Consider the following 23,730-nt stretch of genomic DNA (forward strand, 5'->3'; position numbering starts at 1 on the left):
TCGCGTTATGGAGCGCAGGCGGCACAGGGATTTTCTTAACGACACTGTGTGACGAGGTAGGAAATGATGCAGATGTTCAACTATCCGCAGGGCGAAGGGGGCCAGTCAGGCACCTGCTGTGAGTGCGAGCCAGAGACGGTGCGCTGGTGCGATCGCGTGTGTTCTTTACAACTTCCCCCTTTGCTAAGCAGGTTTGCGTTAAGGACAGCGCGATTGCAAACCACGGTAAGCATGGGGGGGACGGTTTATGGCGACTAACACCTCTCTTGACTCGCCGCGCATGGCCGGAAGAACCCGGCTGCGCAGTTCCCTCAAGCTCTGGCAGGTGGTCATGATGGGGCTGGCTTACCTCACTCCTATGACCGTGTTTGATACCTTCGGCATTGTGTCCGGTATCAGCAACGGCCACGTGCCCGCCTCGTATCTCCTGGCGCTGGCTGGCGTCATGTTTACCGCCATTAGCTACGGCAAACTGGTACGGCAGTTCCCGGAAGCGGGCTCCGCATATACCTACACGCAGAAATCGATCGGCCCCCACTTAGGCTTTATGGTCGGCTGGTCATCGCTGCTGGACTATCTCTTCCTGCCGATGATTAACGTGCTGCTGGCGAAGATCTACCTTTCCGCGTTGTTCCCTGAAGTTCCGCCGTGGGTCTGGGTAGTGGGGTTTGTGACGATCCTGACGCTGGCGAACCTGAAGAGCGTGAATCTGGTCGCCAACTTCAACACCCTGTTTGTGCTGGTGCAGATCGCCATCATGGTGGTGTTTGTCATCCTCGTGGTGCACGGACTGCATAAGGGGGAGGGCGTCGGCACCGTCTGGTCGCTCCAGCCGTTTATCAGCGAGAACGCTCACCTGATCCCGATTATTACCGGCGCGACTATCGTCTGCTTCTCTTTCCTCGGCTTTGACGCGGTCACCACGCTGTCGGAAGAGACGCCAAACGCGGCGCGGGTGATCCCCAAAGCCATTTTCCTCACCGCTTTGTATGGCGGGCTGATATTCATTGTTGCCTCGTTTTTCATGCAGCTCTTTTTCCCGACGATCGCCCGCTTCAAGAACCCGGACGCCGCGCTGCCGGAAATCGCGCTGTACGTGGGCGGCAAGCTTTTCCAGTCGGTGTTTCTGTGTACCACGTTTGTGAATACGCTCGCTTCAGGCATGGCATCGCACGCCAGCGTCTCGCGCTTACTGTATGTGATGGGGCGTGACAACGTGTTTCCGGAGCGGGTGTTTGGCTACGTGCATCCGAAATGGCGTACGCCGGCCCTGAACGTCATTATGGTTGGGATAGTGGCGCTGTCGGCCCTGTACTTTGATCTCGTGACCGCGACGGCGCTGATCAACTTTGGCGCGCTGGTGGCGTTTACGTTTGTTAATCTCTCGGTGTACAACCATTTCTGGCGGCGTAAGGGGCTGAACAAAACGTGGAAAGATCGGTTCCACTATCTCCTGCTGCCGCTCATTGGTGCCGTCACGGTCGGCGTGCTGTGGATAAACCTCGAAGCGACGTCCCTGACGCTTGGCCTCATCTGGGCGGCACTGGGGATCCTTTACCTGACATGGCTCACGCGCCGTTTCCGCAAACCGCCTCCGCAGTTTGAAGCCGGTAAGATAGAACAGGCCTGGGATTCCTGAACGAAAAACGGCACCAGTACGCTGGTGCCGTTTTTCGGGAAACGGACATCCGCCCGCAAGCCTATTATTTCAGACGTTTATGAAGACTTGCGCCCACCAGCAGTGCGGCACAGAGCATTAGCGCGATAAACCCGCCCACGCCGTTCCAGCCGTAGTTATGCCAGAACACGCCGCCGAGCGTCCCGGCGATGCTGGACCCCAGGTAATAGCTAAACAGATAAAGAGACGATGCCTGACCTTTGGCGCGACGCGCACGCGGGCCAATCCAGCTGCTGGCGACCGAGTGGGCGGCGAAGAACCCCGCGGAAAAGAGCAGCATGCCGGCAAAAATCAGCCACAGGGAGGAGAAGAGCGTCAGCAGCAGGCCGACCAGCATCACCGCCGTGAAGAACAGCATGACCGGGCCGCGTCCATAGCGGGCGGTCATCGCCCCGGCCTTTGGTGAACTCCACGTACCGGTCAAATAAGCCACCGAGAGTAAACCGACAATAGCCTGGTTCAGATGCCACGGTGAGAGCATCAGGCGATAGCCAATGTAGTTAAACAGCGTGACGAAGGCGCCCATCAGCAGGAAGCCGGTCAGGAACAGGCGCGGCAGCCCCTTGTCGCGCCAGTGCAGACGGAAGTTGATAAACAGCGTTTTCGGACGCAGCGATGTCGGGCGGAAATGACGCGATTCCGGCAGAATTTTCCAGAACATCAGGGCGGATGCCAGCGCGAAACAGCCGATGACCGCCAGCGCAATCCGCCAGCTAAAGAAGTCCGTGAATACCCCGCTCAGCAGACGTCCGCTCATCCCGCCAATCGAGTTCCCGCTGATGTAAAGCCCCATAGAGAAGGCGACAAAGCTCGGGTGGATCTCCTCGCTGAGATAGGTCATTCCGACCGCCGCCACGCCGCTGAGCGAGAGCCCGATCAGCGCGCGCATCACCAGAATCCCGTGCCAGCTGGTCATCATGGTTGAAAGTAACGTACAGACCGAAGCCAGCATCAGCGCGGTTACCATCACCGGTTTACGCCCAATGGCGTCGGAAAGAGGGCCGGTAAAGAGCAGGCCAATCGCCAGCATCCCGGTAGAAATGGAGAGTGAAACGCTGCTGCTGGCAGGCGATACGCCAAACTCATGGGAGAGCACGGGCAGGATCGGCTGAACGCAATAGAGCAGGGCGAAGGTGGCCAGACCGGCGGAAAAGAGCGCCAGCGTGACGCGCATAAATTGGGGAGTACCACGTTTAATGAACTGAACCGGCTGCGATGTTGCAGGTAAATCATTGATATCGCTTGCCGGATCGATATCAATGGTAGTTGTACGACTCACACAGTTTCCTTGCTTAAACATCCCCGTGATTTCTGGTGACGGGTATGACCACCTCTTCAGGGTAGGAAAATGTAAATATTCTGTCTAATATATTAATAATCTCAAATGATACGTTAGAAATATGAATATCGAGCTGCGTCATCTTCGCTACTTTGTCGCCGTCGCCGAAGAGCTGCATTTTGGCCGCGCGGCGGCACGGCTGAATATCTCTCAACCCCCGTTAAGCCAGCAAATTCAGATCCTGGAGCAGCAGGTCGGGGCGCGCCTGCTGGCCCGCACCAACCGCAGCGTGAGCCTGACGGCGGCGGGCAAGCAATTTCTCATCGACAGCCGACAAATTTTGAGCATGGTTGAGGACGCCGCCGCTCGGGCAGAACGGCTGTATCTCGGGGAGGCCGGAGAGCTGCGCATTGGGTTTACCTCGTCCGCGCCGTTTATCAGCGCCGTCTCGGAAACGCTGTCGTCATTCCGCCGCCATTTCCCGGATGTTCATATTCAGACGCGCGAGATCAATACCCGCGAGCAGATTGCGCCGCTCAATGAAGGTTCGCTGGATTTGGGGCTGATGCGTAATACCCAGCTGCCGGACTCGCTGGCGTGGGAGGTGATCCTGCGCGAGCCGCTGATGGCCATGATCCCACACGATCACCCGCTGGCGTCGCGTCCGACGGTGTCGCTGGCAGAGCTGGCAAAAGAGCAGTTTGTCTTTTTTGATCCGCAGGTCGGAACGGGTCTGTATGACGATATCCTGGGGCTGATGCGCCGCTACGATCTTGCCCCGGTCATTACCCAGGAAGTCGGGGAAGCGATGACCATTATCGGGCTGGTCGCCGCCGGGCTGGGCGTCTCTATTCTTCCGGCCTCCTTTAAACGGGTACAATTGCGCGAAATGCGCTGGGTGACCATCGCCGAAGAGGATGCCGTTTCAGAGATGTGGCTGGTCTGGGCAAAACATCGCGAACAGAGTCATGCCGCACAGCGCTTCAAACAGCAGTTGATGAATGCCTCCTCCGGGGGGCATTTTCAGGGAAAAGTGGGCAAAAATGTGCAGTAAATCACATGGCTAAGTAAATATTTGACGGCAGCCATGCAAGTGCTTCACCATAGCCAACAGTTTATTTCGAAGCTCGAAAATAAGGGAGTACGAGGTGGTCGCTGATAGTCAGCCAGGGCACATTGATCAGATTAAGCAGACCAACGCTGGCGCGGTATATCGCCTGATCGATCAGCTTGGTCCGGTTTCGCGTATCGATCTTTCGCGCCTGGCACAGCTGGCACCCGCCAGTATCACCAAGATTGTCCGCGAGATGCTGGAAGCGCACCTGGTTCAGGAGACGGAAATTCAGGAGCCGGGCAGCCGTGGCCGTCCGGCAGTCGGGCTGGTGGTGGAGACGGAAGCCTGGCACTACCTGTCGCTGCGCATCAGCCGCGGCGAGATCTTCCTTGCGCTGCGCGATCTGAGCAGCAAGCTGGTGGTAGAGGACCGTCTTGAACTGCCGCTCAACGCCGAGGAATCGCTCCTCGAGGCGATTGTCTCGCACATCGATCGCTTCTTCATCCGCCATCAGCAGCGGCTTGAACGCTTAACGGCGATTGCCATCACCATGCCGGGCATTATTGATACCGAAAATGGTATTGTCCACCGCATGCCGTTTTATGACGATGTCAAAGAGATGCCGCTGGGTGAGGTGCTGAAAAACCATACTGGCGTACCGGTCTACATTCAGCATGACATCAGCGCCTGGACGATGGCGGAGGCGCTCTTCGGCGCGTCCCGCGGCGCGCGGGATGTGATTCAGGTGGTTATCGATCATAACGTCGGGGCGGGGGTGATTACCGACGGTCGTCTTCTCCACGCCGGAAGCAGCAGCCTGGTGGAAATTGGCCATACCCAGGTCGACCCGTACGGCAAGCGCTGCTACTGCGGCAACCACGGCTGTCTGGAGACCATTGCCAGCGTGGAAAGCGTGCTGGAGCTGGCGCAGGTCAGGCTCAGCCAGTCCATGAGCTCCTCGCTGCACGGACAACCCTTAACGGTGGATTCTCTCTGCGTCGCCGCGCGTCAGGGCGATCTGCTGGCGAAGGACATTATTACCGGGGTGGGAAATAACGTTGGCCGCATTCTGGCGATTATGGTGAACCTCTTCAACCCGCAAAAAATCCTCATTGGCTCACCGCTCAGCCAGGCGGCGGAGATCCTCTTCCCGGCGATTACGGCCTGTATTCAGCAGCAGTCGCTTCCCGCCTACAGCCGGAACATTGCGGTAGAAAGCACCCAGTTTTCCAATCAGGGCACGATGGCCGGCGCGGCGCTGGTCAAAGATGCCATGTATAATGGCTCGCTGTTGATCCGCCTGTTACAGGGTTAACTCTTTTCCGCAGATGTAAGAAAAATTGCGCTATCTCAAGCCGGGTAGCGCACGCATCCCGTAGACTTCCTCCACTGAATTATTTACCTGGTTTATATTTTCGAAGCATACCCAAGAGGTGGAGTGAGTCATGCTTAAGCGTTTCTTTGTTACTGGTACTGATACCTCTGTCGGCAAGACCGTCGTATCCCGCGCATTGCTGCAGGCGCTGGCAGCAAGCGGTAAACGCGTGGCAGGGTACAAACCGGTCGCAAAAGGGAGTAAAGAGACGCCAGAGGGATTGCGTAATAAAGACGCCCTGGTGCTGCAAAGCGTCTCGTCACTGGAGTTGCCTTATCATGCGGTCAATCCCATCGCGTTAAGCGAAGAGGAGAGCAGCGTGGCGCACAGCGGCCTGATTAACTATCCCCTGTTGTCCGATGGCCTGGCGAACCTGAGCGAGAAGGTCGATCACGTGGTGGTCGAAGGGACGGGCGGCTGGCGCAGCCTGATGAACGACCTGCGCCCGCTGTCGGAATGGGTCGTGCAGGAACAGCTTCCGGTGGTGATGGTGGTGGGGATCCAGGAAGGGTGCATCAACCACGCGCTGCTGACGGCGCAGGCGATTGCCAATGACGGTCTGCCGCTGATGGGCTGGGTGGCCAACCGCATCAACCCGGGCCTCGCGCACTATGCGGAGATCATCGACGTGCTGAGCGCTAAACTGCCCGGACCGCTGGTGGGTGAGCTGCCTTATCTGCCTCGCGCCGAGCAGCGCGAACTAGCGCAGTACATCGATCTCTCTGCCCTCGGTGGCGTGTTGACCGTAGACAGAGTCGTGGCGTAACGTCCGCGACAGCACGGACGCCAGCACGCAGGCGACCAGCAAACCGGGCAGTAAAAAATACTGTCCGGTCATTTCACAGACCATCAGCGCCGACATAATGGGCGCGTGCGTGGTCGCGGCGAGTAGCGTTGCCATCCCTGCCAGCCCCAGCAAAATTGCCGCCTCAGAACCCGGCAGCCACAGCGCGAAAAGTTGAGCAAACAGCATGCCTGTCGCCATGCCAACAAACAGCGTCGGCGTGAACACGCCGCCCGGCGCGCCCGACCCGCTGCTCGCCAGTACTGCCAGCAATTTACAGATGAACACCCCGGCAATAACCGACAGCAGCGGCGGCGCGAGCAGAAAAGCCTGCACCACGCTGTAGCCGTTCCCCCACACCTTCGGCGTCAGAAGAGACAGCAGTCCGACGATCGCACCGCCGAGCGCCAGCTGCCACGGCGGCGAAAGTTTGAGGCGCAGGAAAAGACCGTGGCTGAACGCCATCAGCCACATCAGCAGCGGCCCGCATAGACCCGCCACCAGCCCCATCGCGGCCAGCAGGGCATAATCGGCCGCGGTGAGGATGCCGCTCAGATGGACCGCGTAGAGCGTGCCGGCACCCGGTGCCAGGAGCTGCGTGGTGAGAAGCGCCACCACCGCCGCGATAACCACGGGCCCGAGCGAGGCCAGCATCAGGGTGCCAAACAGAATCTCCGCAATGAAAAGGCTTCCGGCTAACGGAGCGTGGTAGGCGCTGGCCATCCCGGCCGCGGCGCCGCAGGCGATCCATAACTTCCATTCGGATTTGGGCGTAAAGCGCCGGGCAAAAAAGGAGGCGGCAAGGGCAGCAAGCAGGATCATCGCCCCTTCACGCCCGATGGCGCTTCCGCTGGCCACGACCAGCAGCGAGGCAAGGGATTTCACCAGGCTGGCGCCGTAATCAAACTGGCCGTCGCCGGTCTCCAGCGCTTCCATATAATCGGTGGGGGCATGAGGCCGCTGGGCGGTCAGCCGTTGCCATCCCCAGAGCAACAGTCCGGCAGCCAGCCCGCCCAGCGCGGGCGTCAGCGCGCGCCGCCAGGGTGAGAGCGAGGCGGCGGCATTCACCAGGCTGCCGCTGTCGTTGCTGAGAAGCAGCCACTCCAGCAGGTACATGCTGTGGCGGAATACTGCAACGGCCAGCGCGGCCAGCACGCCGGTGACGGTGGCAATCAGCAGTCGGCGAAACATCGCGCGGATGTCGGGGTACGTATGAAGACGTTGCATGAGTCGCGAGTAAACGGGGACGATACAATATTGTGGCGGGAAATCGCGGGGTTAGCAAAAGGTATGCGTGCGAAAAAGCCGGGCGATGCCCGGCCAGAAAGGTTAGCTCTCGCTATGAATATTGAGCGCCCGACGCGTACGCCCTGAACTGAGATACTCGGCAATATAGTCCTGAGAAATCTCACCGTTGTAGCGACCGTCCTCATCCACGATCGGCATCCAGCTGGTGTTGCTCTCATACAGACGAGAAAGCACCACGCGCAGGTTGTCTTCCGCTTTGCCGGTCATGCGGAACGGATGCAGGATGTCGGCGCAGGTTCCGCTGGCGTTACGCGCTTCGCGACGCTTCACAAAGCCCAGCGGTTTGCCGTGTTCGTCAACTACGGTAATCGCGCGAATATCGTTATCATCCATGGTCGCAAAGGCTTCAGGGAGCGGAGTAGAGCCCCGCACCGTAATGGTCGGTTGCTGGTCGGTGACGTCGCCCGCCGAGACCAGCAGCAGGCGCTTCAGCGTGCGGTCCTGACCGACAAACGAGCCGACAAACTCGTTCGCCGGTTTCGCCAGCAGTTCATCCGGGCTGGCGCACTGCACGATTTTCCCCTGACGGAACACCGCAATACGGTCGCCGAGCTTCAGGGCCTCGTCGATATCGTGGCTGACCAGCATGACGGTTTTTTTCAGCTTGCGCTGCATCTCCAGGAACTGGTTCTGGATCACCTCGCGGTTAATCGGGTCCACCGCGCCGAAGGGTTCATCCATCAGCAGTACCGGAGGATCCGCCGCCAGGGCGCGGATCACGCCGATGCGCTGCTGCTGGCCGCCGGACATCTCACGGGGATAGCGATTCAGGAACTTATGCGGATCCAGCGCCACCATGTCCATCAGCTCTTCGGCGCGGGTTTTACAGCGCGCTTTATCCCAGCCCAGCATGCGCGGTACGACGGTGATGTTCTCTTCGATGGTCATGTTCGGGAACAGGCCAATCTGCTGGATCACGTAGCCGATGTTGCGGCGCAGGGTGACGGTGTCCATCCCGTTGGTGTCTTCACCGTTGATCAGGATCGTCCCGCTGCTGGGTGTAATAAGGCGGTTAATCATCTTCAGGGTGGTGGTCTTTCCGCAGCCGGACGGACCGAGCAGGACGCACATTTCCCCTTCGGGTACGTTCAGGTTGACGTTGTCGACGGCCTTAAAGGTCTGGCCGTGCTTCTGTGAAAAGTGTTTGGTGAGGTTTTCCAGTTTTATCATTATCGAATCCCCTTTGGAGTCAGAACCACCTGCAGACGGTGCAGCAGCCAGTCGAGCACAATCGCTAAAAGACAAATCATCAGCGCGCCCGCGATCAACATGCGGATATCACTTCCGCCGATGCCGTTGAGCAGCAGCAGGCCCAGACCGCCCGCGCCGATCACCGCGGCAATCGCCATCACGCCGATGTTCATCACCACGGCGGTGCGGATCCCGCCGAAAATCACCGGCAGCGCCATCGGAATTTCGACCCAGCGCAGACGCTGCCAGAAGGTCATGCCGATGCCGCGTCCGGCTTCACGCAGGCCAGGCGGCAGGCTGTCGAGCGCCGTATGGGTGTTACGCACAATCGGTAGCAGCGAGTAGAGAAACACCGCCGTGATCGCGGGCAGGGCGCCAATCCCCTGACCGATCAGCGAAAACAGCGGGATCATCAGGCCAAACAGCGCAATGGAGGGAATGGTCAGCACGATGGTGGCAATCCCCAGCACCGGCGTTGCCAGCCACTTGTGGCGAACAATCAGAATGCCGAGCGGGACGCCGATGAGAATGGCTAAGCCCACAGCCAGCGCCACCAGCCACAGATGCTGCAGCGTCAGGGTTAACAGGTAGTCCCAGTTGTCCAGAATGTAGTGAATCGTCTCCATAGCGCCTCCTACAGCAGCTGTTTGCTACGCAGGAAATCACGGGCGACCTGCTGCGGTGACTGATGGTCGATATCCACCTTCTTGTTCAGTTCGGTGATAACGTCGTTGTTGAGCTGGGCAGAGAGGGTGTTGAGCGCCTCTTCCAGACCGGGGTTGGCCTCCAGCGTGTCCTTACGGACCACCGGGGTGACCGCATAGCTCGGGAAGAAGCCTTTATCGTCTTCCAGCACCTTGAGGTCGAAGCCTTTCACGCGACCGTCGGTGGTGTAAATCAGCCCGGCGTCGACGAAGCCGTCGCGCACCGCGTTATAGACCAGGCCGGGGTCCATCTGACGGATCTGCGGGCGGTCCAGATCCATCTTATAGGCGGCCTGAAGCGGCTTCATGCCGTCGCTGCGCCCGGCAAATTCCAGGTCTAAGCCCAGCAGCCAGTTTTTGTCCGGGTTGGTTTGACGGATCTGCTCAATCTTCGCCACCATGTCCGACATGGTGTTGATATGTTCCGCTTCGGCGCGCTTGCGCTGCATGGCGAACGCATAGGTGTTGTTCATGTCGGCGGGCTTGAGCCAGACCAGACCGTGCTTCGCGTCCAGACGTTTCACCGTCTCGTAAGACTCCTCTGGCGACATGCGCTTGTTGATGTGGTTAAAGATGATTAATGACGTGCCGGTGTACTCCCAGGTCATGTCAATCTGTTTGTTGATCATCGCGTTACGGGAAATCACCGTGGCGATATTGGTTTGCGGCTGAACCTGGAATCCTTTCTTTTGCAGGTACTGCACGGTCATCGCCGAGAGAATGTGCTGCTCGGTAAAGCTCTTGGTTGCCAGAATCAGCGGGGCCGCCATCGCCTGGCTGGTGAACAGCGCCGCGGCACACAGCGCCGTCAGGCCGGAAAACAGTCTCATAAAAGCTCCTTGTTATTGTTATCGAGCGAGATGGGGACTCATCACGCGACCCAGCGCCGCCAGCAGGGTATCGAGGATCAGGGCGAACAGGGCGGTGGCCGCCGCGCCGAGGATCAGGGTCGGGAAATCGTTCAGATAAATGCCGGGGAAAATCAGCTCGCCGTAGCTGCTGGCACCAATCAGGAACGCCAGTGGTGCGGTACCGACGTTAATGGCGGTGGCGATGCGGATCCCCGAGAGCATCACCGGCCAGGCGGCAGGCAGCTCAACCTGGCGCAGACGCTGCCATTTGGTCATGCCAATCCCGTTTGCCGCTTCCAGCAGCGACGGCGGGACCGAGCACAGCCCGGCGTAGGTATTACGCACGATCGGCAGCAGCGAGGCGAGGAACAGGGCGATGATGGCGGGCGTATCGCCGATGCCGATCACCACCATTGCCAGGGCCAGCACGGCCAGCGGCGGCAGCGTATTGCCGACGTTGAAGATTTGCATCACATATTCGGCGATACCCCGCGCGGCCGGGCGGCTCAGCAGAATACCCGCCGGAATACCCACCAGCAGGGCAAAGAACATTGATGAGAAAACCAGAATCATATGCTGTTGCCCGAGATAGATCAGGTCAACCTGACGCGCTCTGAGGGTCTCCAGCCCGATCCCCCAGACGAGGAGGGCGAGGACCACAATAATGGCGCCGACAAACAGCAGCGAACGTTTGAGTAATGGGTGCATTGCGGTGTGTCTCCCTGTGCGCATGCGTTATAGCAACCACCGGTTGCCTGTTGTTATGCCATGTTTCGGCAGGGGTAGATGACCTATAGCAAGCGTTTGGGAAGGGTTCCAGCGAAGGGGTAAAATCAGTAACCCTATGAAACTAGTGGCAACCTCAGGTCAGGCCTTATGGCGTAAGGCCTGATTGTGGGGCGGGCAGAATAGTCCTAAAGAAGAGATTTGAATGTGACGTTGTCACGAATAATACACCGCATTCCCGGTGACGCGGCGCCGTAATTACGCTGCACCGGGCTCTTTTGATTTCCACTCTTGCCAGATGTTCTCGAGTCCCTTCCGGTATGACGTAACGGTGAACGCAGGGAAATGCTCTTTAAACTTCGTCGAATCAAACAGGTTGTCAGCCTCGTACCGGGGCAACAGCTCGCGCATTTCGCGCGCGCCTTGCGAAAACAGCGCCGTCGCGGCGAAGGCCAACTTGCCGAGGACGGAGTAGTCCGCTGGCTGTCCAAAGACCTCACAGGCGAGAGTGACGAACTGCTGGTACGTCAGCCTTTCATCGCAGCAGGGCAAGTGCCACGTCTGCCCGTAGGCCTCAGGGGTATTGCCCAGCAGAGCGAGCGCGCGACTGGCATCCGGCGTCCAGATGAGGGTGCGAAGCGTGTCGTCACGCACCGGAACGCGCGGACGCTTATGCTGCTTCAGCCTGTCGATAATGAGCGTATTGGTGAAGCTCTGCGTTTTCTCAGGCCCGTAAAACTCCGGCGCCCGACCGATGAGGACGGGAATGTCGCCCCGTTGCATTTCGTCAAGCACCCGGTTTGCCATCAGGGCGCGCACGTGGCCTTTCCGCCCCCGGGGCGCAAAGCGCGTCTCTTCGGTTTGCGGCACGTTACTCTGGGGGTACATATAGGTGTTGTCGAAATAGACGAATTTTGCCCCCGCCTTACGCGTGGCCTCCAGGGCATTGTCCAGCATGGTCGGAAAATGACGCTCCCACATCGCGGAATCAGGCGGCAGACCGGCGGTAAAATAGACCGTATCGCTACCGTTAATCGCCACTTGCGTCTGCTGCGCATCCAGGAGATCGGCTGCAACCGTGCTATCGCTGGCGTTGACTTTCTGCGGATGGCGGCTGACCAGCCTGATCTCGTCGGTATATTCGCGTTTAAGCTCGCGGGCAAGTTCACGGGCAATTTGCCCGCTGGCGCCCAGAATAGTGTGCATTTTAGCTCCTGATGAGATGACGATCCGGTTGACCGCATAAAAAGTTTAAGCTTAAAGTTAACTTTAAGGTCAATATGCCAGAGCGGACGAAATGAAAATTGGCGAGCTGTCGAAAATGACGGGAATTACCCCGTCGCGCATTCGGTTTTATGAGGCGGAAGGCTTACTGCCGCGACCCGTCAGGCAGGGGAACGGGTACCGTACCTATTCCGCTGATGCGGTTGCGCTGCTGAACATTATCGACAATGCACAACGGACCGGGTTCACCCTTGAGCAAATACGGCGCTTCTTGCCGCAGCCGCAACAGCGCTGGGATCATGAGGGACTGATCCAGTCCCTGAAGACACGCATTGCTGAAATAGAGGCGATGCAGAAGCAGCTGGAGGAAAACCGAAGGGAGCTGCTGGACCTGGTCACGAGTATCACCCACAGGCCGGAGGGCATCACCTGTGATGACAACATGCAGCGCCTGCTGGGGCAGTTGCAACCCTCAGACGCCAGCGCGAACCCGTCGAACCCGCGACGAGACGGTGATAATTGAGACGGTGGCGACAACCGCGAGCATCAACCCCAGCGCCAGCATGGCGTTGAAGCCAATCCATCTGAACAGCAGCAGCCCCGCAATACCACCTGTAATGAACGAAAACAGGGTGGTTAAGTGGGTTTTTAGCTGACTTTTTTGCGCCGCCGTATCTTTGGAGTAATCCCTGCGCAGCATCGCCACCATGACGGAGGCCAGGGAAATCCCCGCGTCCGTTAGCGTGCCGGTAATGTGCGTCGATCTTACCCGTCCGCCGGAAAGCTGTGTGGAGGTGGAATTATGAATGCCCATCAGAAAGCAGAGAAAAAGAATAATCTCGCGATTGCTGGTGAGCGCATGGAAATACATTTCGTAGAAGGAAACGCCGGTCAGTAATATCCCCTCGACAAAAAGGATCTGGCAAAAAACCAGCCTGACGTTATGGATAATACCCCATATGACGATCGTACGCGCAATAATGGCGCCAGCCACAAAAGAGAGAATTATCGAGCCGAAGAAAATAATATCGCTCAGATCGGTAGAAGAAACTTCGCTGGATAATTGTGAGGTGTTGCCGGTCATGTGTGAGGGGAAAAAACCAAATGCCCCGAGGGCGATGGCGTTCAGCAAACCTGCTGAGGTCGCCAGCCAGAGAGCAAGCCGGCGATCCTCCTGATGCGTTCGTTCTTTCTTGAGTTTAATCAGCAAGAATACCTCCGGGTTGAGCTTTGCCTGACTATTCAGGCTAGCAAAGCGGTGCAACGGGCTGTCCAGGATATGGCTTAATTATTATTCCCTCTGACGACAATCAGGGTTTCGTAATTAAAAAAACAGCCTCGTTGCGGTATTCATTCAGGCATTAAGTTTTACACCATGCCGTTATTGCCGTGACGCAAAAATGCCGGACGCTGGTTAAGGCGCTCGAACCAGGCCTCAATGGCGGGCACGTCTGGCTTATCAAACGGCGTCATTTTCCAGCGATTCACCGACAGCCCAAGCACCACGTCAGCGAGGGTAAACGTCTCGCCCGCCGCAAAGGCCCCGGTGCGCTGCAGCTGTTGTTCCAGAATGGTGATGCAGTGGTTCCACTCCTTGATTCCTGCCGCAATGCGCTCAGGGTCGTTAAAGGCCGGGTTTTTACGCCCCAGCGCCGGGAAGACATAGCGCCAGGCGTTGTTAAACTCAGTGGCCTGCCAGTCCATCCAGCGCTCAACGTTGGCGCAGGCCTGCGGTTCTGCGGGCAGCAGATCGTGACGTTCGGCCTTGCGCGCCAGATAACGGCAGATGGAATTGGACTCCCACAGCACGAAATCACCGTCAATCAGCACCGGCACCATGGCGTTGGGGTTCAGGGTGCGGAAGGCATCCGTTTCCGTCGAGGCGAAACCGCTGCCGTAATCTTCCTGCTGATAAGCGATGCCTGCTTCTTCGCAGGTCCAGAGTACTTTACGAACGTTGATGGAGGTGGTTTTGCCGAGGATGCTGATCATTACGCAGGTGTCCTTTAATGGATGTTATTGTTTAAAAACAATACACGAACGGTGAAGAAAAGCGTCAAAAAATCATCCGGTGCGTTATTTGTGAAGACGCGAAAGCAGAAACGTTAGCGCTGCCGCAAAGAGGAGCACTATGCCACTCAATGCAAACGAGCTCTGCCAGCTATAACGATCGAACGCTATACCGCCCGCCGTTGAGCCGAGCGCAATGGCGAGCTGGATCACCGCGACCATCAGTCCACCGCCGGCTTCAGCATCCTTCGGCAGCGTTCGCGCAATCCACGTCCACCACCCCGTCGGCGCTGATGTTGCCAGCATCCCCCATAGGCCTGACAGCAGGGCCACAATCCACACGTTATGCCCGGCGAGAATCAACGCGACTGCGATGGCCGCCATCAGTAGAGGGATCGCGATCAGCGTTATGTAAAACGCGGCATTAAGCACCAGGGCAACGAAAAGGGTGCCCACAAAACCTGCAACGCCTATGGTGAGCAAAATCAGCGACAGCCCGGCTCCGCTCACCCGGGTGACGGTTTCAAGGAACGGGCGCAGATAGGTAAACAGCGCAAACTGCCCCATAAAGAACAGGCCGCAGGCCAGCAGACCAACGGAAACGGCAGGCTGGCGGAATAACCGAAAAACACTTCCTCGTGATGTACCGTTTTTACGCGCGTTCATGTCAGGCAGGCTTAAACACTGCCAGATGAACGCGACTATCGCCACGGGCACCAGACAAAGAAATGCGCCGCGCCAGCCAATAGTGGCCCCAAGATAGCTGCCAAGCGGGGCGGCCACCACCGTTGCCAGCGCGTTACCGCCGTTGAAAATGGCCAGCGCGCGCGCAACCTTATGCGGCGGAACAAGGCGAATGGCCGTTGCGGCAGACATGGACCAGAACCCGCCTATAGCGATACCGATCAGCGCGCGGCCTGCCATGTAAACCAGATAGTTTGGGGCGAAAGCGATAATCATCCCCGAGAGCGCCATCAGGAGCGTCATGCCCAGAAGAAGGTGTTTGCGGTTTATATTCCCGGCAAGCCGGGAAAGGAAGAGGCTGGTCAGCACCGCCAGTGCGCCGGAAATCGCGATCCCCTGGCCAGCGAGACCCTCCGTAACGCCCAAATCTCTGGCAAGGGGGGTAAGCAGGCTGACGGGCATAAATTCCGAGGCAATCAGGACAAATACGCACAGGGTCATGGCAAAAACGCCACTCCAGTGTGCATGCTCTGTGTTCTGTGATGTGGTGCGGCTCAGTGTAGACATAGTCAGATTTCACAAAGAGCCACCCGTACAGGGCGGGTGGCGTAGAGATTTATTTCAGGTTGGTTTTGAAGAACTGCTCAAACTGGCCGAAGGGGATCTTCCCGGCAGCATTATCGTAGAGATCGACATGGTTTGCGCCCGGAACAATCACCAGTTCCTTCTGCTTGCTGCCGACCGCTTTAAACGCATCTTCAGCAAAGTAGCGGGAGTGTGCCTTTTCACCGGTTACGATAAGCGTTGGGATAGTAATTTCCCCGCCGTAGCTCAGCAGCGGCATATTCATAAATGATAATGGCGTGGTCGCGGTCCACGCGCCGGTTGAGTTGACGGATCGCGCATGGAAGCCGCGCGGCATACGGTAGTAGTCAAAGAACTCTTTGAGTACCGGATTCGGGTTGTCAGGTAACGCCTCCGGCAGAATACGTTCAGCTGCCGTCACCTTGCCGTTCTCATCGACATAAATGTCATGGCCGCCGTGCGCGAAGGTACCGTTCTCAGCATCTTTCCAGCGCTGTGCGTTCAGATACTGCAGAACGGCACGGCGGTCAGACGTTGAATAGCGATCTTTCCCGTCGCCCACGCCGTGGCCCATCGCCCGGCTCATGTCATACATCACGCTGGTGGCGACCGCCTTCACGCGGGTGTCCATGGATGCTGCGTTGAGCGCCATACCGCCCCAGCCGCAGATGCCGAGAATACCAATGCGGTTACGATCAACTTCTTTCTGCAACCCGAGGAAGTCCACCGCCGCGCTAAAGTCTTCGGTGTTGATATCCGGAGACGCTACGTTGCGCGGCTGGCCACCGCTTTCGCCCGTATAGGACGGATCGAACGCCAGGGTCACAAACCCATTTTCTGCCAGGGTTTGCGCATACAGGCCGCTGGACTGCTCTTTGACTGCGCCAAATGGCCCGCTGACCGCAATCGCCGCCAGCTTGCGGTCGCCGCGGTTTTTGGGAAGATACAGATCGCCTACCAAAGTGATCCCGTATCGGTTCTGGAAGGACACTTTACGGTGATCGACTTTGTCACTTTCGGCGAAGGTTTTATCCCATGTGCTCACCATCGAAACAGGCGCGTTTGGGTTGGTGGTTTCTGCATAACTCATTGTTGTCACTACACTTAATGATGCACATAGCAGCATCGCAACGGACAGTTTTTGGGTAAATGTTTTCATAGAAATGAACCCTGGGTTGTTGTGTTGCGGTCATTATAGTTAGCAGAAATAGTGCTGATTAGAGGGTTAAAGCTGCTAGGATTCATATCATATTGTTATAAATGGGTGGGGATGATGGCGAAACGGGAAAACTATAATGAGCTGTACCTGTTCATGCAGGTGGTACGGGAGGGGAGCTTCACGGCGGCCGCGCTTCGGCTTGGGCTGGCGCAATCCGGGATCAGCCGCTCGGTTCGCGAGCTGGAAGAGCGATTGGGCGTTCAACTTCTGGTCCGCACCACGCGCAAGCTCTCGCTCACCCATGCCGGGGAACAGCTTTATCAGACCGCCGAGTCTGCATTCGATACGCTCGATACGGGTCTGGCGACCCTGGCACACTATCGTCAGACGCCGTCCGGCACGGTGCGCATTAATGCCAGCCAGCACGCTATCGATAAGTGTCTGCTGCCAAAGCTCGCCATTTTTAAACAGCGTTACCCGGACATCAGGCTGGAACTGATGAATGAAAGCCGCTTCGTCGACATTATCGCCGAGCGGTTCGATGCGGGTGTCAGACTGGGGCCGGAAGTGGGGCAGGGAATGATTGCAGTGCGTATCACGCCTGATATGGAAATGGCCGCGGTGGCTGCCCCGGAACACTTCAGACGCTACGGTTTTCCGCAGACGCCAGCCGATTTAGTGGCTCATCCCTGCATTGCCTACCAGTTTGCCGACGGTAGTGACTATCAGTGGGAACTGGTGCACGACGGGAAAAAAATCACCCATCGGCCAGAGGGGCAATGGGCGCTGTCTGACAGCTACATGGAAGCCGAGGCCGCCCGGCTGGGGCTTGGGCTGGCCTATGTTCCGGTGGAGCTGGTGGCTGACGATCTGGAGCGCGGAACGCTTATCCGGGTGTTGCAGCGCTATAGCCTGCGCATGGACGGGTTGTATCTCTATTATCCGCACCGCAACGTGTCGCCTGCCCTGAGGGCTGTGATCGATACGCTGAAAATTTAGGGCTGCATAACATCACGAGAGCGGACATTCAAACTGCCCGCCGGTGAGCTATGACTAAAAATAAATCAGGACCGCTGTGGTGAGGCAAATTTTGCAGCAATCATTTCAGATGTGGGCTGTATTCCCCCAAGACTCCACTGTTCCGGTTCATGCTCGTCAATACGGATCCATACTGAACGCCGGAATTCAGGATCGCCGTTTCCCTCAATTTCAACAATAAGGTCAGTCATACGACGTAGCAGTTCTTTTTTTTGCTCCGAATTCATAATTCCTTTAATGGTTTGCACATTTACGAAGGGCATTGTATTCTCCTTAAATAACTGAGTCTTTAAATCATACTCAGGTTACGAGGCAAACGAAGAGATGTCAAAAAATAAATCATTACCGTACTTATTACCTGAGCTTTGTGGGTTAGCGGCGGCCGCTGAGCTTCTTGGCGATCAATGGGTTTTGTTGATTCTGAGAGAGGCGTTTTATGGGGTAACACGCTTTGAAACAATACGTGATCATACAAAAATCACCAGGCAGACGCTGGCGAACCGGTTAAAAAAAATGACTGAACTCGGCCTGCTTTGCAAAATCCCTTATCAGGAAGAAGGGGCGCGTGAACGGTATGAGTATGTTCTCACCGCCAAAAGCCGCAGCCTTGCGCCGATTCTTTTCTCTTTGATGGAGTGGGGTCATAAAAACATACTGCACGACGCACCGCATATTGCGTTAACAGACAAAGAAAGTGGAGAAGTGGTGAATTGCGCCTATGTTACCGCCGACGGTAAGTTCGTTGACCCTAAAAACGTTCGGTTAACGTTTCACGACAGCCAGTACTTAGCCGCCATGCCCCAGGCGCCTGACCATACTGACGCTTAAAGCTGCGGTTGAAGGACTGCCGGGAGTCAAAGCCCAGCGAGAGCGGTGATTGATACCCTTAAAATTTAGGGCAGCGTTGTCATTCTGGAAGGCGTCTCGCAAACCGCAAAGTAACCTTATGAAATTCAGCGTTATGTCTTTTCCTCTACGGGGCGCGGTCGTAAAGTGCCTGCGTTGCGGCACATCTGCAATCGGGCGTAGGAACCCGTCAACCATATAGTGACATTACGTATGTCGCAGCAGTGCCGATCTCGTTACAATAACGGTGGCGCTGACGGAGCAGCCGTAAGGCTGGCCGTTTTCTATATGGGCGGTATTCCTACCTCTGTCAGCGCTACCCCCCGAGCGTAGGAACTCAAAGGGTGGTTAAATAAACTCCATATAGAAGGAAGCCTTGTATGGCGACTATCCCAACCTTGACTTATCTCCCGTCTGACGAAAACGTCATTCTGCAACGTATCTCCCGGCCGCTTCCGGCTGATGCCGATCTCTTTGACGTCGCCGACAACTGCGCCGCGCTGGTGAGCGTGCTGGTCGAAACCGATGATATCGCGAGCCGTACAGCGCTGTGCGAGCGTCTCCTTCAGGCTCTGCGCAGGCTGCGTGAACTCTGTGATGTCGATCTTCCGCCATACCTGATTGAACAGTTGATCATGGGTGAGAAAACCAACTCCTGCGTGCCCGACTGCTGGCAGGACACCTTAACGCAGGTGGACTATGTTCTGGCGCTGACGCAAGCAGTTATGGGTGGAACGCTACCCGCTCACGTAGCGAAAGAGCTGACGGGCCTGCTGCACGATATGGTGTGGCTGCTGGCTGAGTTTGTAAAGGAGCCGCGCATTACTGCGCATTAAGGGGCTGGCGTGGAGGGGCGGCAGCGCCCCTTTGAAGCCGTGATTAACGCGATCGGTTCCCGGTATCCAGAAGCGACGTACCGTAGGAGTTGTCGATAGTACAAAGCCAGCGATCGTCGCTTTCCAGCCGAAAAACATAGGTCGCGCGGCGCGACATTTCCGTTATTCCACCCTGACCATCAGGAAAACGCAGAACGGTTTCCATGATAACGAGGGCATTGTCACCGCCTTCGATCACCTGCATCTCTCCTTGTTCCACAATCAATTGGTCCTGGAAATAATCCGAGATGGCAATAAACGCGTTGCGGATGTTTTCTTTGCCTTTAACCGTCATGCCGGGCTTAACGACCAGAGCCGCGTCTTCGGCGTAGTATTCCATCAGCGCGTCATAGTTTTTGGTGGTGATGGCGCGATCGCAGGATTTGATGATCTGGTGTAGCGGATGTGGGGTCATGCGCGATCCCTCGTTGGTGGGGGGAACGTGTATTAACGTAACAGTCTGGCGTGTTTGTATAGCTACCAGGTTTTGTGATTGGAAGGTTTAGCATAGAAGCGGATAGTTTTAAGGTTACGCCTGCTATGAATTGTGAGCTCAACGGGGTGATTTCTAAACTGATATCAAGTCATTAAAACCTGCATCTGTCAGGTTTTGTGTCAGCAGTCACTACAGCAGGATAATAACTTCCTTGGGTAACTAAAGATTTTTTGCACAAAGTCGATAACTCCCCGGAAGACAGTCATTTGACGAAACAGTATTTATCAGGGGAAAAAGAAGTTGAGATTTCTAACATTGTTTATCCTCCTTATTGCTATTACCTTACATGCCGAAGAACATGATTATGGCCCACCTGTCTCTGTATGCCTGAACAAACATACCTTTCCCTATATCAACACGATGATTCCAGCTGAAAATATTGTTAATGACGCTTATCTGGCGTGCCAGGGTGTCGTTGATGAATGGAATCATGAGAGAGAATCCTTGCCCAAAGAAATGGTAATCAAGCAGAATAAGGAGTTGCGTGATATGTATATCAGGATGATTGAGATCCGTCGGAAAGCGAGTGCTCACAAAAAATGAGGGACTCTTGTATCGATTGACTAGAACAAAAAGCAGACACTTAACGGGTGGCATGGAAACGCTTTGATTATTCGTAAAATATAAGAGCGCGAATTCACATCATCGTTGAAGACTATTTTATTAATAAAGGGATGACTTATGAAAGCAGGTGTTTTTTTAAATCTATTATTATTGACGTTATCATTTGATGTCGCGGCATTTACTCAATTCAAACCGGCGGTCTTAAATGCTGCTCTTTTATTCGATCATGATGCAACAACCGGGAACGTAAAACATAGCCTCCAGTGGATGCGGGATGTTACAGGTAAACTTCAGGTTATGACAGAAGTTAGATATGATCGCAGCGGATGCTTTACGAGTATCAACATGGTTGACAAGGCAAATGATCGAGAGTTTCATTTGGTCAATAAAGATGGATTACTGACGTCACTTAAAGGCCAGCGTATTACCGGGAAAATAAATAAGCGCTGCGAAATTACTGAGCTTGAGAATGAAAAAGGTAATTACTTACTCAGTTATAATATACGTGGCTTGCTGGAAAAAATAATGGACAAAGATACGGGCGAAGTTGTAGAGCGATATGAATATCACAACAGCCAATTCCCCGTTCGCATAATAAACTACAAAGATCCAAAAGATGAACGCATCGTTTACCCATCCGGGAGTGCGCAATTCCTTGACTCAGAATTAGTGTCGAAAAGAGAGGACATCACTTTCATGGTGAAGCAAAGCTGTGCTTACACCGCTGATGGTAATGCAGATAAATGCTCGCTGATAGCATCCACTAACGACGACTATCGTGACTCAAGCCTCGTATGGATTTCTAATCACAAAAATGAATATTTCTAAATTATATTAAAAGGACTGAACCCACGTCATCTTCCCGAAAGGTTGATTAACGTACTATTTTTTTATGTAAGTGCATCATCTCCTGCTTTGGAACGATGGTATCGTTAACATCAATCAGCAGGAGAGTACTACAGACAGCCAAAAAGCCGTAAGCAGTTATCTGCTTACGGCTTCCAGAACGGTGATGATTTTCTGGCAATCAGGCCGCTTTCACAGCCCTGATTTTTTTGGCGTCAGCCGCGTCGGATTCTGTTTTATCCGCTACAGCTGGAGCAGTGAGATCGGGAAGCTTGCTGGTACGCAGAATATGCTGCACGGTCTCTTTCTGCTCGGCGAGATACAGGCCAAGATTTTCAGCCTGCGTTTCATCCATCTGCATTCCGCTTTGCAACAGCCAGTCGGTGAACGCATCGGCCATATCGAGCAGCTTGTCGTGAGCGTCAGCCTCTTTCTTACTGGCAAATGTCATTTTCTCTTCACCTTTTCTTACGACAACAAATTTTGTTTCAACAGCCATCGTGCACCTCGTTATACTGTATTTATATACAGTATAGCAGCAACAGATCGATGTTGCAGCAAAATATGCATTACTGGCGAAGCTGCTGTGTTTCCGGGCCACTCATACTCCGTCGCCATGCCCCAGGCGCCTGACCATACTGACGCTTAAAGCTGCGGTTGAAGGACTGCTGGGAGTCAAAGCCCAGCGCGATCGCCACGTTCAGAATCGGTTCATCGCTGTGGGATAACCGCTCAACCGATTTTTGCAGCTTTTGCGCGCGAATATACCCGGCGAGGGGATAGCCCGTATGCTCTTTGAACAGGCGCTGGAGGTGCCATTTCGAGTAGCCGGAACGCCTGGCGACGGTCTCAATGTCCAGTCGGCTGTCCAAGTTGTTGTCGATCCAGTCGAGTAAATCATGCATAAATGCGCCAGTGTTCATCTGGTTACCCCCACGCAGCGGATGAAAAAGTATCTTTGTCTGTTGCATTTAAAGGTGGCGCGTTTTTGCAGTAATTGCAAGTTTTATTGTTGCATTTAAATCCCTGACCGAAACGGGTCTTTTCACATCCACTCAAATAGCACATAAAGTGCAACAATTATTCTTGCACTTAGTTAAGCGCCTTCCTACAATCGCCGCGAATAGTGTATTCGCAACTGTTACAGTTTTGTGGCGATGAACGACACAAATGGCCTTAAGACAGCCCCCGGACAAAGGAAGTGGCGCGGTGCCTCCTGCTGCGTCTTGCCCGGTGGCGACAATTATCGGAATAAAAATAATGAGCCTGCAAAAAACCTGGGGTAATTCTCATCTGAGCGCGCTGGGGGCCATGTTGCTCTCCGTGCTGCTCGTCGGATGCGATAACAGCGTCGCGCAAAATGCCGCGCCACCTGCGCCTGCCGTGAGTGCCGCTGACGTGGTGGTGAAATCGATTAGCCAGTGGGATAGCTTTAACGGTCGGATTGAAGCGGTGGAGAGCGTTCAGCTGCGCCCGCGCGTGTCCGGCTACATTGATAAGGTGAATTACACCGACGGTCAGGAAGTGAAGAAGGGCGAGGTGCTGTTCACCATTGATGATCGTACCTATCGCGCTGCGCTGGAACAGGCGCAGGCGAACCTGGCGAGAGCCAAAACGCAGGCCAGCCTGGCGCAAAGTGAGGCTAACCGTACCGATAAGCTGATCAATACCCATCTGGTCTCACGGGAAGAGTGGGAGCAGCGACGTTCGGCTGCCGTTCAGGCGCAGGCCGACATTCGCGCCGCGCAGGCGGCGGTTGACGCAGCCCAGCTCAACCTGGACTTTACCAAAGTGACCGCGCCTATCGATGGTCGCGCCAGCCGGGCGCTGATCACCAGCGGGAACCTGGTGACTGCGGGCGACACTGCCAGCGTCCTCACCACGCTGGTCTCGCAGAAGACGGTGTACGTCTACTTTGACGTGGACGAGTCAACCTACCTTCACTATCAAAACCTGGCCCGCAGCGGGCAGGGGGCGACCAGCAATCACACGGCGCTGCCGGTTGAGATTGGCCTGACGGGCGAGGAGGGCTATCCCCATCAGGGCAAAGTGGATTTTCTGGATAACCAGCTCACGCCGAGCACCGGGACCATCCGCATGCGCGCGCTGCTGGATAACTCACAGCGTCAGTTCACGCCGGGACTGTTTGCCCGCGTACGCCTGCCGGGCAGCGCGGAGTTCAAAGCCACGCTTATCGACGACAAGGCGGTGCTGACCGATCAGGATCGAAAATACGTCTATATCGTGGATAAAGAGGGGAAAGCGCAGCGTCGCGACATTACGCCGGGACGTCTGGCAGACGGTTTACGCATTGTGCGGCAGGGGCTGAACCCTGGCGACAAAGTCATCGTCGAGGGTTTACAGAAAGTGTTTATGCCGGGTATGCCGGTTAACGCCAAAACCGTTGCCATGACCGCCACCAGCGCCCTCAACTGATCCCTTGACCTGAGAAT

The 23,730-nt window shown here is 55.8% G+C and carries 27 protein-coding genes; 12 read left to right on the top strand and 15 right to left on the bottom strand.

From position 1 onward, the window contains the following. Positions 1–72: 72 nt before the first annotated feature. Positions 73–258, top strand: coding sequence for a hypothetical protein (locus tag ACMGGU_RS08125; protein ID WP_420300962.1), 186 nt, complete (start codon positions 73–75; stop codon positions 256–258). Next, positions 248–1,639 carry an APC family permease gene (locus ACMGGU_RS08130; protein WP_420300390.1) on the top strand — a complete coding sequence of 464 codons (1,392 nt, stop codon included), beginning with the start codon at positions 248–250 and terminating at the stop codon, positions 1,637–1,639. The genes ACMGGU_RS08125 and ACMGGU_RS08130 overlap by 11 nt, the downstream gene beginning before the upstream one ends. 64 nt (positions 1,640–1,703) lie before the next feature. On the opposite strand, the gene ACMGGU_RS08135 is transcribed toward ACMGGU_RS08130, so the two are convergent. Beyond that, positions 1,704–2,957 carry an MFS transporter gene (locus tag ACMGGU_RS08135; protein ID WP_048030688.1) on the bottom strand — a complete coding sequence of 418 codons (1,254 nt, stop codon included), beginning with the start codon at positions 2,955–2,957 and terminating at the stop codon, positions 1,704–1,706. 121 nt (positions 2,958–3,078) lie between these two features. Between ACMGGU_RS08135 and ACMGGU_RS08140 the strand changes: the two genes are divergently transcribed. The 3 genes from ACMGGU_RS08140 (at position 3,079) to bioD (ending at position 6,152) form a co-directional block, all read left to right on the top strand. Continuing rightward, positions 3,079–4,011 carry a LysR family transcriptional regulator gene (locus ACMGGU_RS08140; protein WP_420300391.1) on the top strand — a complete coding sequence of 311 codons (933 nt, stop codon included), beginning with the start codon at positions 3,079–3,081 and terminating at the stop codon, positions 4,009–4,011. A gap of 94 nt (positions 4,012–4,105) precedes the next feature. Next, positions 4,106–5,326 (top strand): sugar metabolism global transcriptional regulator Mlc, encoded by a 1,221-nt coding sequence (gene mlc, locus ACMGGU_RS08145; RefSeq protein ID WP_420300392.1) that lies wholly within the window; start codon positions 4,106–4,108, stop codon positions 5,324–5,326. A 130-nt stretch (positions 5,327–5,456) separates the two neighbouring features. Next, the gene (gene bioD, locus ACMGGU_RS08150; protein ID WP_045910385.1) at positions 5,457–6,152 is read left to right on the top strand and encodes a dethiobiotin synthase; all 696 of its coding nucleotides are present in this window, start codon (positions 5,457–5,459) and stop codon (positions 6,150–6,152) included. Here the strand turns inward: bioD and clcB are convergent. From clcB to ACMGGU_RS08180, 6 genes are all read right to left on the bottom strand, one after another. Beyond that, entirely contained in the window at positions 6,087–7,397 is a 1,311-nt protein-coding gene (gene clcB / locus ACMGGU_RS08155; protein WP_420300393.1) for a voltage-gated ClC-type chloride channel ClcB, read from the bottom strand. The genes bioD and clcB overlap by 66 nt on opposite strands. Before the next feature lie 102 nt (positions 7,398–7,499). Next, positions 7,500–8,648, bottom strand: a complete 1,149-nt coding sequence (gene osmV, locus ACMGGU_RS08160; RefSeq protein WP_069719337.1) for an osmoprotectant ABC transporter ATP-binding protein OsmV — start codon at positions 8,646–8,648, stop codon at positions 7,500–7,502. After that, a complete protein-coding gene (gene osmW, locus ACMGGU_RS08165) occupies positions 8,648–9,295 on the bottom strand; it encodes an osmoprotectant ABC transporter permease OsmW (RefSeq protein WP_014169860.1) in 648 nt (215 codons plus the stop codon). The genes osmV and osmW overlap by 1 nt, the downstream gene beginning before the upstream one ends. Positions 9,296–9,303: 8 nt before the next feature. Continuing rightward, the gene (gene osmX, locus ACMGGU_RS08170) at positions 9,304–10,203 is read right to left on the bottom strand and encodes an osmoprotectant ABC transporter substrate-binding protein OsmX (protein WP_395299167.1); all 900 of its coding nucleotides are present in this window, start codon (positions 10,201–10,203) and stop codon (positions 9,304–9,306) included. An 18-nt stretch (positions 10,204–10,221) separates the two neighbouring features. Continuing rightward, complete coding sequence (gene osmY / locus ACMGGU_RS08175; protein ID WP_025911451.1) at positions 10,222–10,932, bottom strand: osmoprotectant ABC transporter permease OsmY; 711 nt, start codon at positions 10,930–10,932, stop codon at positions 10,222–10,224. Between the two features lie 276 nt (positions 10,933–11,208). Next, positions 11,209–12,156 carry an NAD-dependent epimerase/dehydratase family protein gene (locus tag ACMGGU_RS08180; protein WP_420300394.1) on the bottom strand — a complete coding sequence of 316 codons (948 nt, stop codon included), beginning with the start codon at positions 12,154–12,156 and terminating at the stop codon, positions 11,209–11,211. Between the two features lie 91 nt (positions 12,157–12,247). Between ACMGGU_RS08180 and ACMGGU_RS08185 the strand changes: the two genes are divergently transcribed. Continuing rightward, a complete protein-coding gene (locus ACMGGU_RS08185; RefSeq protein WP_045910390.1) occupies positions 12,248–12,697 on the top strand; it encodes a MerR family transcriptional regulator in 450 nt (149 codons plus the stop codon). On the opposite strand, the gene ACMGGU_RS08190 is transcribed toward ACMGGU_RS08185, so the two are convergent. The 4 genes from ACMGGU_RS08190 to ACMGGU_RS08205 form a co-directional block, all read right to left on the bottom strand. Next, positions 12,647–13,384 carry a YoaK family protein gene (locus ACMGGU_RS08190; protein WP_048222910.1) on the bottom strand — a complete coding sequence of 246 codons (738 nt, stop codon included), beginning with the start codon at positions 13,382–13,384 and terminating at the stop codon, positions 12,647–12,649. The genes ACMGGU_RS08185 and ACMGGU_RS08190 overlap by 51 nt on opposite strands. Before the next feature lie 158 nt (positions 13,385–13,542). Next, entirely contained in the window at positions 13,543–14,166 is a 624-nt protein-coding gene (locus tag ACMGGU_RS08195; RefSeq protein WP_262810510.1) for a glutathione S-transferase family protein, read from the bottom strand. A gap of 84 nt (positions 14,167–14,250) precedes the next feature. Beyond that, positions 14,251–15,435: an MFS transporter gene (locus ACMGGU_RS08200; protein ID WP_395299169.1), complete on the bottom strand. Its 1,185-nt coding sequence runs from the start codon at positions 15,433–15,435 to the stop codon at positions 14,251–14,253. A gap of 49 nt (positions 15,436–15,484) precedes the next feature. Next, positions 15,485–16,612 carry an alpha/beta hydrolase gene (locus tag ACMGGU_RS08205; RefSeq protein WP_420300395.1) on the bottom strand — a complete coding sequence of 376 codons (1,128 nt, stop codon included), beginning with the start codon at positions 16,610–16,612 and terminating at the stop codon, positions 15,485–15,487. A gap of 114 nt (positions 16,613–16,726) precedes the next feature. On the opposite strand from ACMGGU_RS08205, the gene ACMGGU_RS08210 reads away from it, so the two are divergent. Further along, complete coding sequence (locus ACMGGU_RS08210; protein ID WP_420300963.1) at positions 16,727–17,611, top strand: LysR family transcriptional regulator; 885 nt, start codon at positions 16,727–16,729, stop codon at positions 17,609–17,611. Between the two features lie 65 nt (positions 17,612–17,676). Here ACMGGU_RS08210 and ACMGGU_RS08215 read toward each other — a convergent pair whose 3' ends face one another. Next, entirely contained in the window at positions 17,677–17,913 is a 237-nt protein-coding gene (locus ACMGGU_RS08215; RefSeq protein WP_032674674.1) for a tautomerase family protein, read from the bottom strand. A gap of 61 nt (positions 17,914–17,974) precedes the next feature. On the opposite strand from ACMGGU_RS08215, the gene ACMGGU_RS08220 reads away from it, so the two are divergent. Together ACMGGU_RS08220 and ACMGGU_RS08225 are read left to right on the top strand one after the other, a co-directional pair. Beyond that, positions 17,975–18,478 carry a winged helix-turn-helix transcriptional regulator gene (locus ACMGGU_RS08220; protein ID WP_223540393.1) on the top strand — a complete coding sequence of 168 codons (504 nt, stop codon included), beginning with the start codon at positions 17,975–17,977 and terminating at the stop codon, positions 18,476–18,478. Between the two features lie 398 nt (positions 18,479–18,876). Continuing rightward, positions 18,877–19,332 (top strand): hypothetical protein, encoded by a 456-nt coding sequence (locus tag ACMGGU_RS08225; RefSeq protein WP_262821995.1) that lies wholly within the window; start codon positions 18,877–18,879, stop codon positions 19,330–19,332. A 43-nt stretch (positions 19,333–19,375) separates the two neighbouring features. Here the strand turns inward: ACMGGU_RS08225 and ACMGGU_RS08230 are convergent, their stop codons facing one another. Continuing rightward, positions 19,376–19,786, bottom strand: a complete 411-nt coding sequence (locus ACMGGU_RS08230; RefSeq protein ID WP_262801777.1) for a YybH family protein — start codon at positions 19,784–19,786, stop codon at positions 19,376–19,378. A 321-nt stretch (positions 19,787–20,107) separates the two neighbouring features. Here ACMGGU_RS08230 and ACMGGU_RS08235 point away from each other — a divergent pair, with 321 nt between their 5' ends. Next, positions 20,108–20,410, top strand: a complete 303-nt coding sequence (locus ACMGGU_RS08235; protein ID WP_262801776.1) for a hypothetical protein — start codon at positions 20,108–20,110, stop codon at positions 20,408–20,410. A 138-nt stretch (positions 20,411–20,548) separates the two neighbouring features. After that, positions 20,549–21,259, top strand: coding sequence for a YnfC family lipoprotein (locus tag ACMGGU_RS08240; RefSeq protein ID WP_262801775.1), 711 nt, complete (start codon positions 20,549–20,551; stop codon positions 21,257–21,259). A 199-nt stretch (positions 21,260–21,458) separates the two neighbouring features. Here ACMGGU_RS08240 and ACMGGU_RS08245 read toward each other — a convergent pair whose 3' ends face one another. Next, a complete protein-coding gene (locus ACMGGU_RS08245) occupies positions 21,459–21,776 on the bottom strand; it encodes a YebG family protein (RefSeq protein WP_024909116.1) in 318 nt (105 codons plus the stop codon). A gap of 70 nt (positions 21,777–21,846) precedes the next feature. Next, the gene (locus ACMGGU_RS08250; protein WP_045910400.1) at positions 21,847–22,200 is read right to left on the bottom strand and encodes a helix-turn-helix domain-containing protein; all 354 of its coding nucleotides are present in this window, start codon (positions 22,198–22,200) and stop codon (positions 21,847–21,849) included. Between the two features lie 337 nt (positions 22,201–22,537). Here ACMGGU_RS08250 and ACMGGU_RS08255 point away from each other — a divergent pair, with 337 nt between their 5' ends. Further along, on the top strand, positions 22,538–23,713 hold the full coding sequence (locus ACMGGU_RS08255; RefSeq protein ID WP_045910401.1) for an efflux RND transporter periplasmic adaptor subunit: 1,176 nt from the start codon (positions 22,538–22,540) through the stop codon (positions 23,711–23,713). Positions 23,714–23,730 lie beyond the last annotated feature (17 nt).

Origin of the sequence: Enterobacter sp. BNK-8 (assembly GCF_048685095.1) — a bacterium.
Classification (GTDB): Bacteria; Pseudomonadota; Gammaproteobacteria; order Enterobacterales; family Enterobacteriaceae; genus Enterobacter; species Enterobacter quasiroggenkampii.

What these genes read in the sequence shown, in the direction of transcription:
- ACMGGU_RS08125 (WP_420300962.1), top strand. Translation starts at nt 73, where the DNA reads ATGTTCAACTATCCGCAGGGCGAAGGGGGCCAGTCAGGCACCTGCTGT.
- ACMGGU_RS08130 (WP_420300390.1), top strand. Translation starts at nt 248, where the DNA reads ATGGCGACTAACACCTCTCTTGACTCGCCGCGCATGGCCGGAAGAACC.
- ACMGGU_RS08140 (WP_420300391.1), top strand. Translation starts at nt 3,079, where the DNA reads ATGAATATCGAGCTGCGTCATCTTCGCTACTTTGTCGCCGTCGCCGAA.
- bioD (WP_045910385.1), top strand. Translation starts at nt 5,457, where the DNA reads ATGCTTAAGCGTTTCTTTGTTACTGGTACTGATACCTCTGTCGGCAAG.
- clcB (WP_420300393.1), bottom strand. Translation starts at nt 7,397, where the DNA reads ATGCAACGTCTTCATACGTACCCCGACATCCGCGCGATGTTTCGCCGA.
- osmV (WP_069719337.1), bottom strand. Translation starts at nt 8,648, where the DNA reads ATGATAAAACTGGAAAACCTCACCAAACACTTTTCACAGAAGCACGGC.
- osmW (WP_014169860.1), bottom strand. Translation starts at nt 9,295, where the DNA reads ATGGAGACGATTCACTACATTCTGGACAACTGGGACTACCTGTTAACC.
- osmX (WP_395299167.1), bottom strand. Translation starts at nt 10,203, where the DNA reads ATGAGACTGTTTTCCGGCCTGACGGCGCTGTGTGCCGCGGCGCTGTTC.
- osmY (WP_025911451.1), bottom strand. Translation starts at nt 10,932, where the DNA reads ATGCACCCATTACTCAAACGTTCGCTGCTGTTTGTCGGCGCCATTATT.
- ACMGGU_RS08180 (WP_420300394.1), bottom strand. Translation starts at nt 12,156, where the DNA reads ATGCACACTATTCTGGGCGCCAGCGGGCAAATTGCCCGTGAACTTGCC.
- ACMGGU_RS08185 (WP_045910390.1), top strand. Translation starts at nt 12,248, where the DNA reads ATGAAAATTGGCGAGCTGTCGAAAATGACGGGAATTACCCCGTCGCGC.
- ACMGGU_RS08195 (WP_262810510.1), bottom strand. Translation starts at nt 14,166, where the DNA reads ATGATCAGCATCCTCGGCAAAACCACCTCCATCAACGTTCGTAAAGTA.
- ACMGGU_RS08200 (WP_395299169.1), bottom strand. Translation starts at nt 15,435, where the DNA reads ATGTCTACACTGAGCCGCACCACATCACAGAACACAGAGCATGCACAC.
- ACMGGU_RS08205 (WP_420300395.1), bottom strand. Translation starts at nt 16,612, where the DNA reads ATGAAAACATTTACCCAAAAACTGTCCGTTGCGATGCTGCTATGTGCA.
- ACMGGU_RS08210 (WP_420300963.1), top strand. Translation starts at nt 16,727, where the DNA reads ATGGCGAAACGGGAAAACTATAATGAGCTGTACCTGTTCATGCAGGTG.
- ACMGGU_RS08215 (WP_032674674.1), bottom strand. Translation starts at nt 17,913, where the DNA reads ATGCCCTTCGTAAATGTGCAAACCATTAAAGGAATTATGAATTCGGAG.
- ACMGGU_RS08220 (WP_223540393.1), top strand. Translation starts at nt 17,975, where the DNA reads ATGTCAAAAAATAAATCATTACCGTACTTATTACCTGAGCTTTGTGGG.
- ACMGGU_RS08225 (WP_262821995.1), top strand. Translation starts at nt 18,877, where the DNA reads ATGGCGACTATCCCAACCTTGACTTATCTCCCGTCTGACGAAAACGTC.
- ACMGGU_RS08230 (WP_262801777.1), bottom strand. Translation starts at nt 19,786, where the DNA reads ATGACCCCACATCCGCTACACCAGATCATCAAATCCTGCGATCGCGCC.
- ACMGGU_RS08240 (WP_262801775.1), top strand. Translation starts at nt 20,549, where the DNA reads ATGAAAGCAGGTGTTTTTTTAAATCTATTATTATTGACGTTATCATTT.
- ACMGGU_RS08245 (WP_024909116.1), bottom strand. Translation starts at nt 21,776, where the DNA reads ATGGCTGTTGAAACAAAATTTGTTGTCGTAAGAAAAGGTGAAGAGAAA.
- ACMGGU_RS08250 (WP_045910400.1), bottom strand. Translation starts at nt 22,200, where the DNA reads ATGAACACTGGCGCATTTATGCATGATTTACTCGACTGGATCGACAAC.
- ACMGGU_RS08255 (WP_045910401.1), top strand. Translation starts at nt 22,538, where the DNA reads ATGAGCCTGCAAAAAACCTGGGGTAATTCTCATCTGAGCGCGCTGGGG.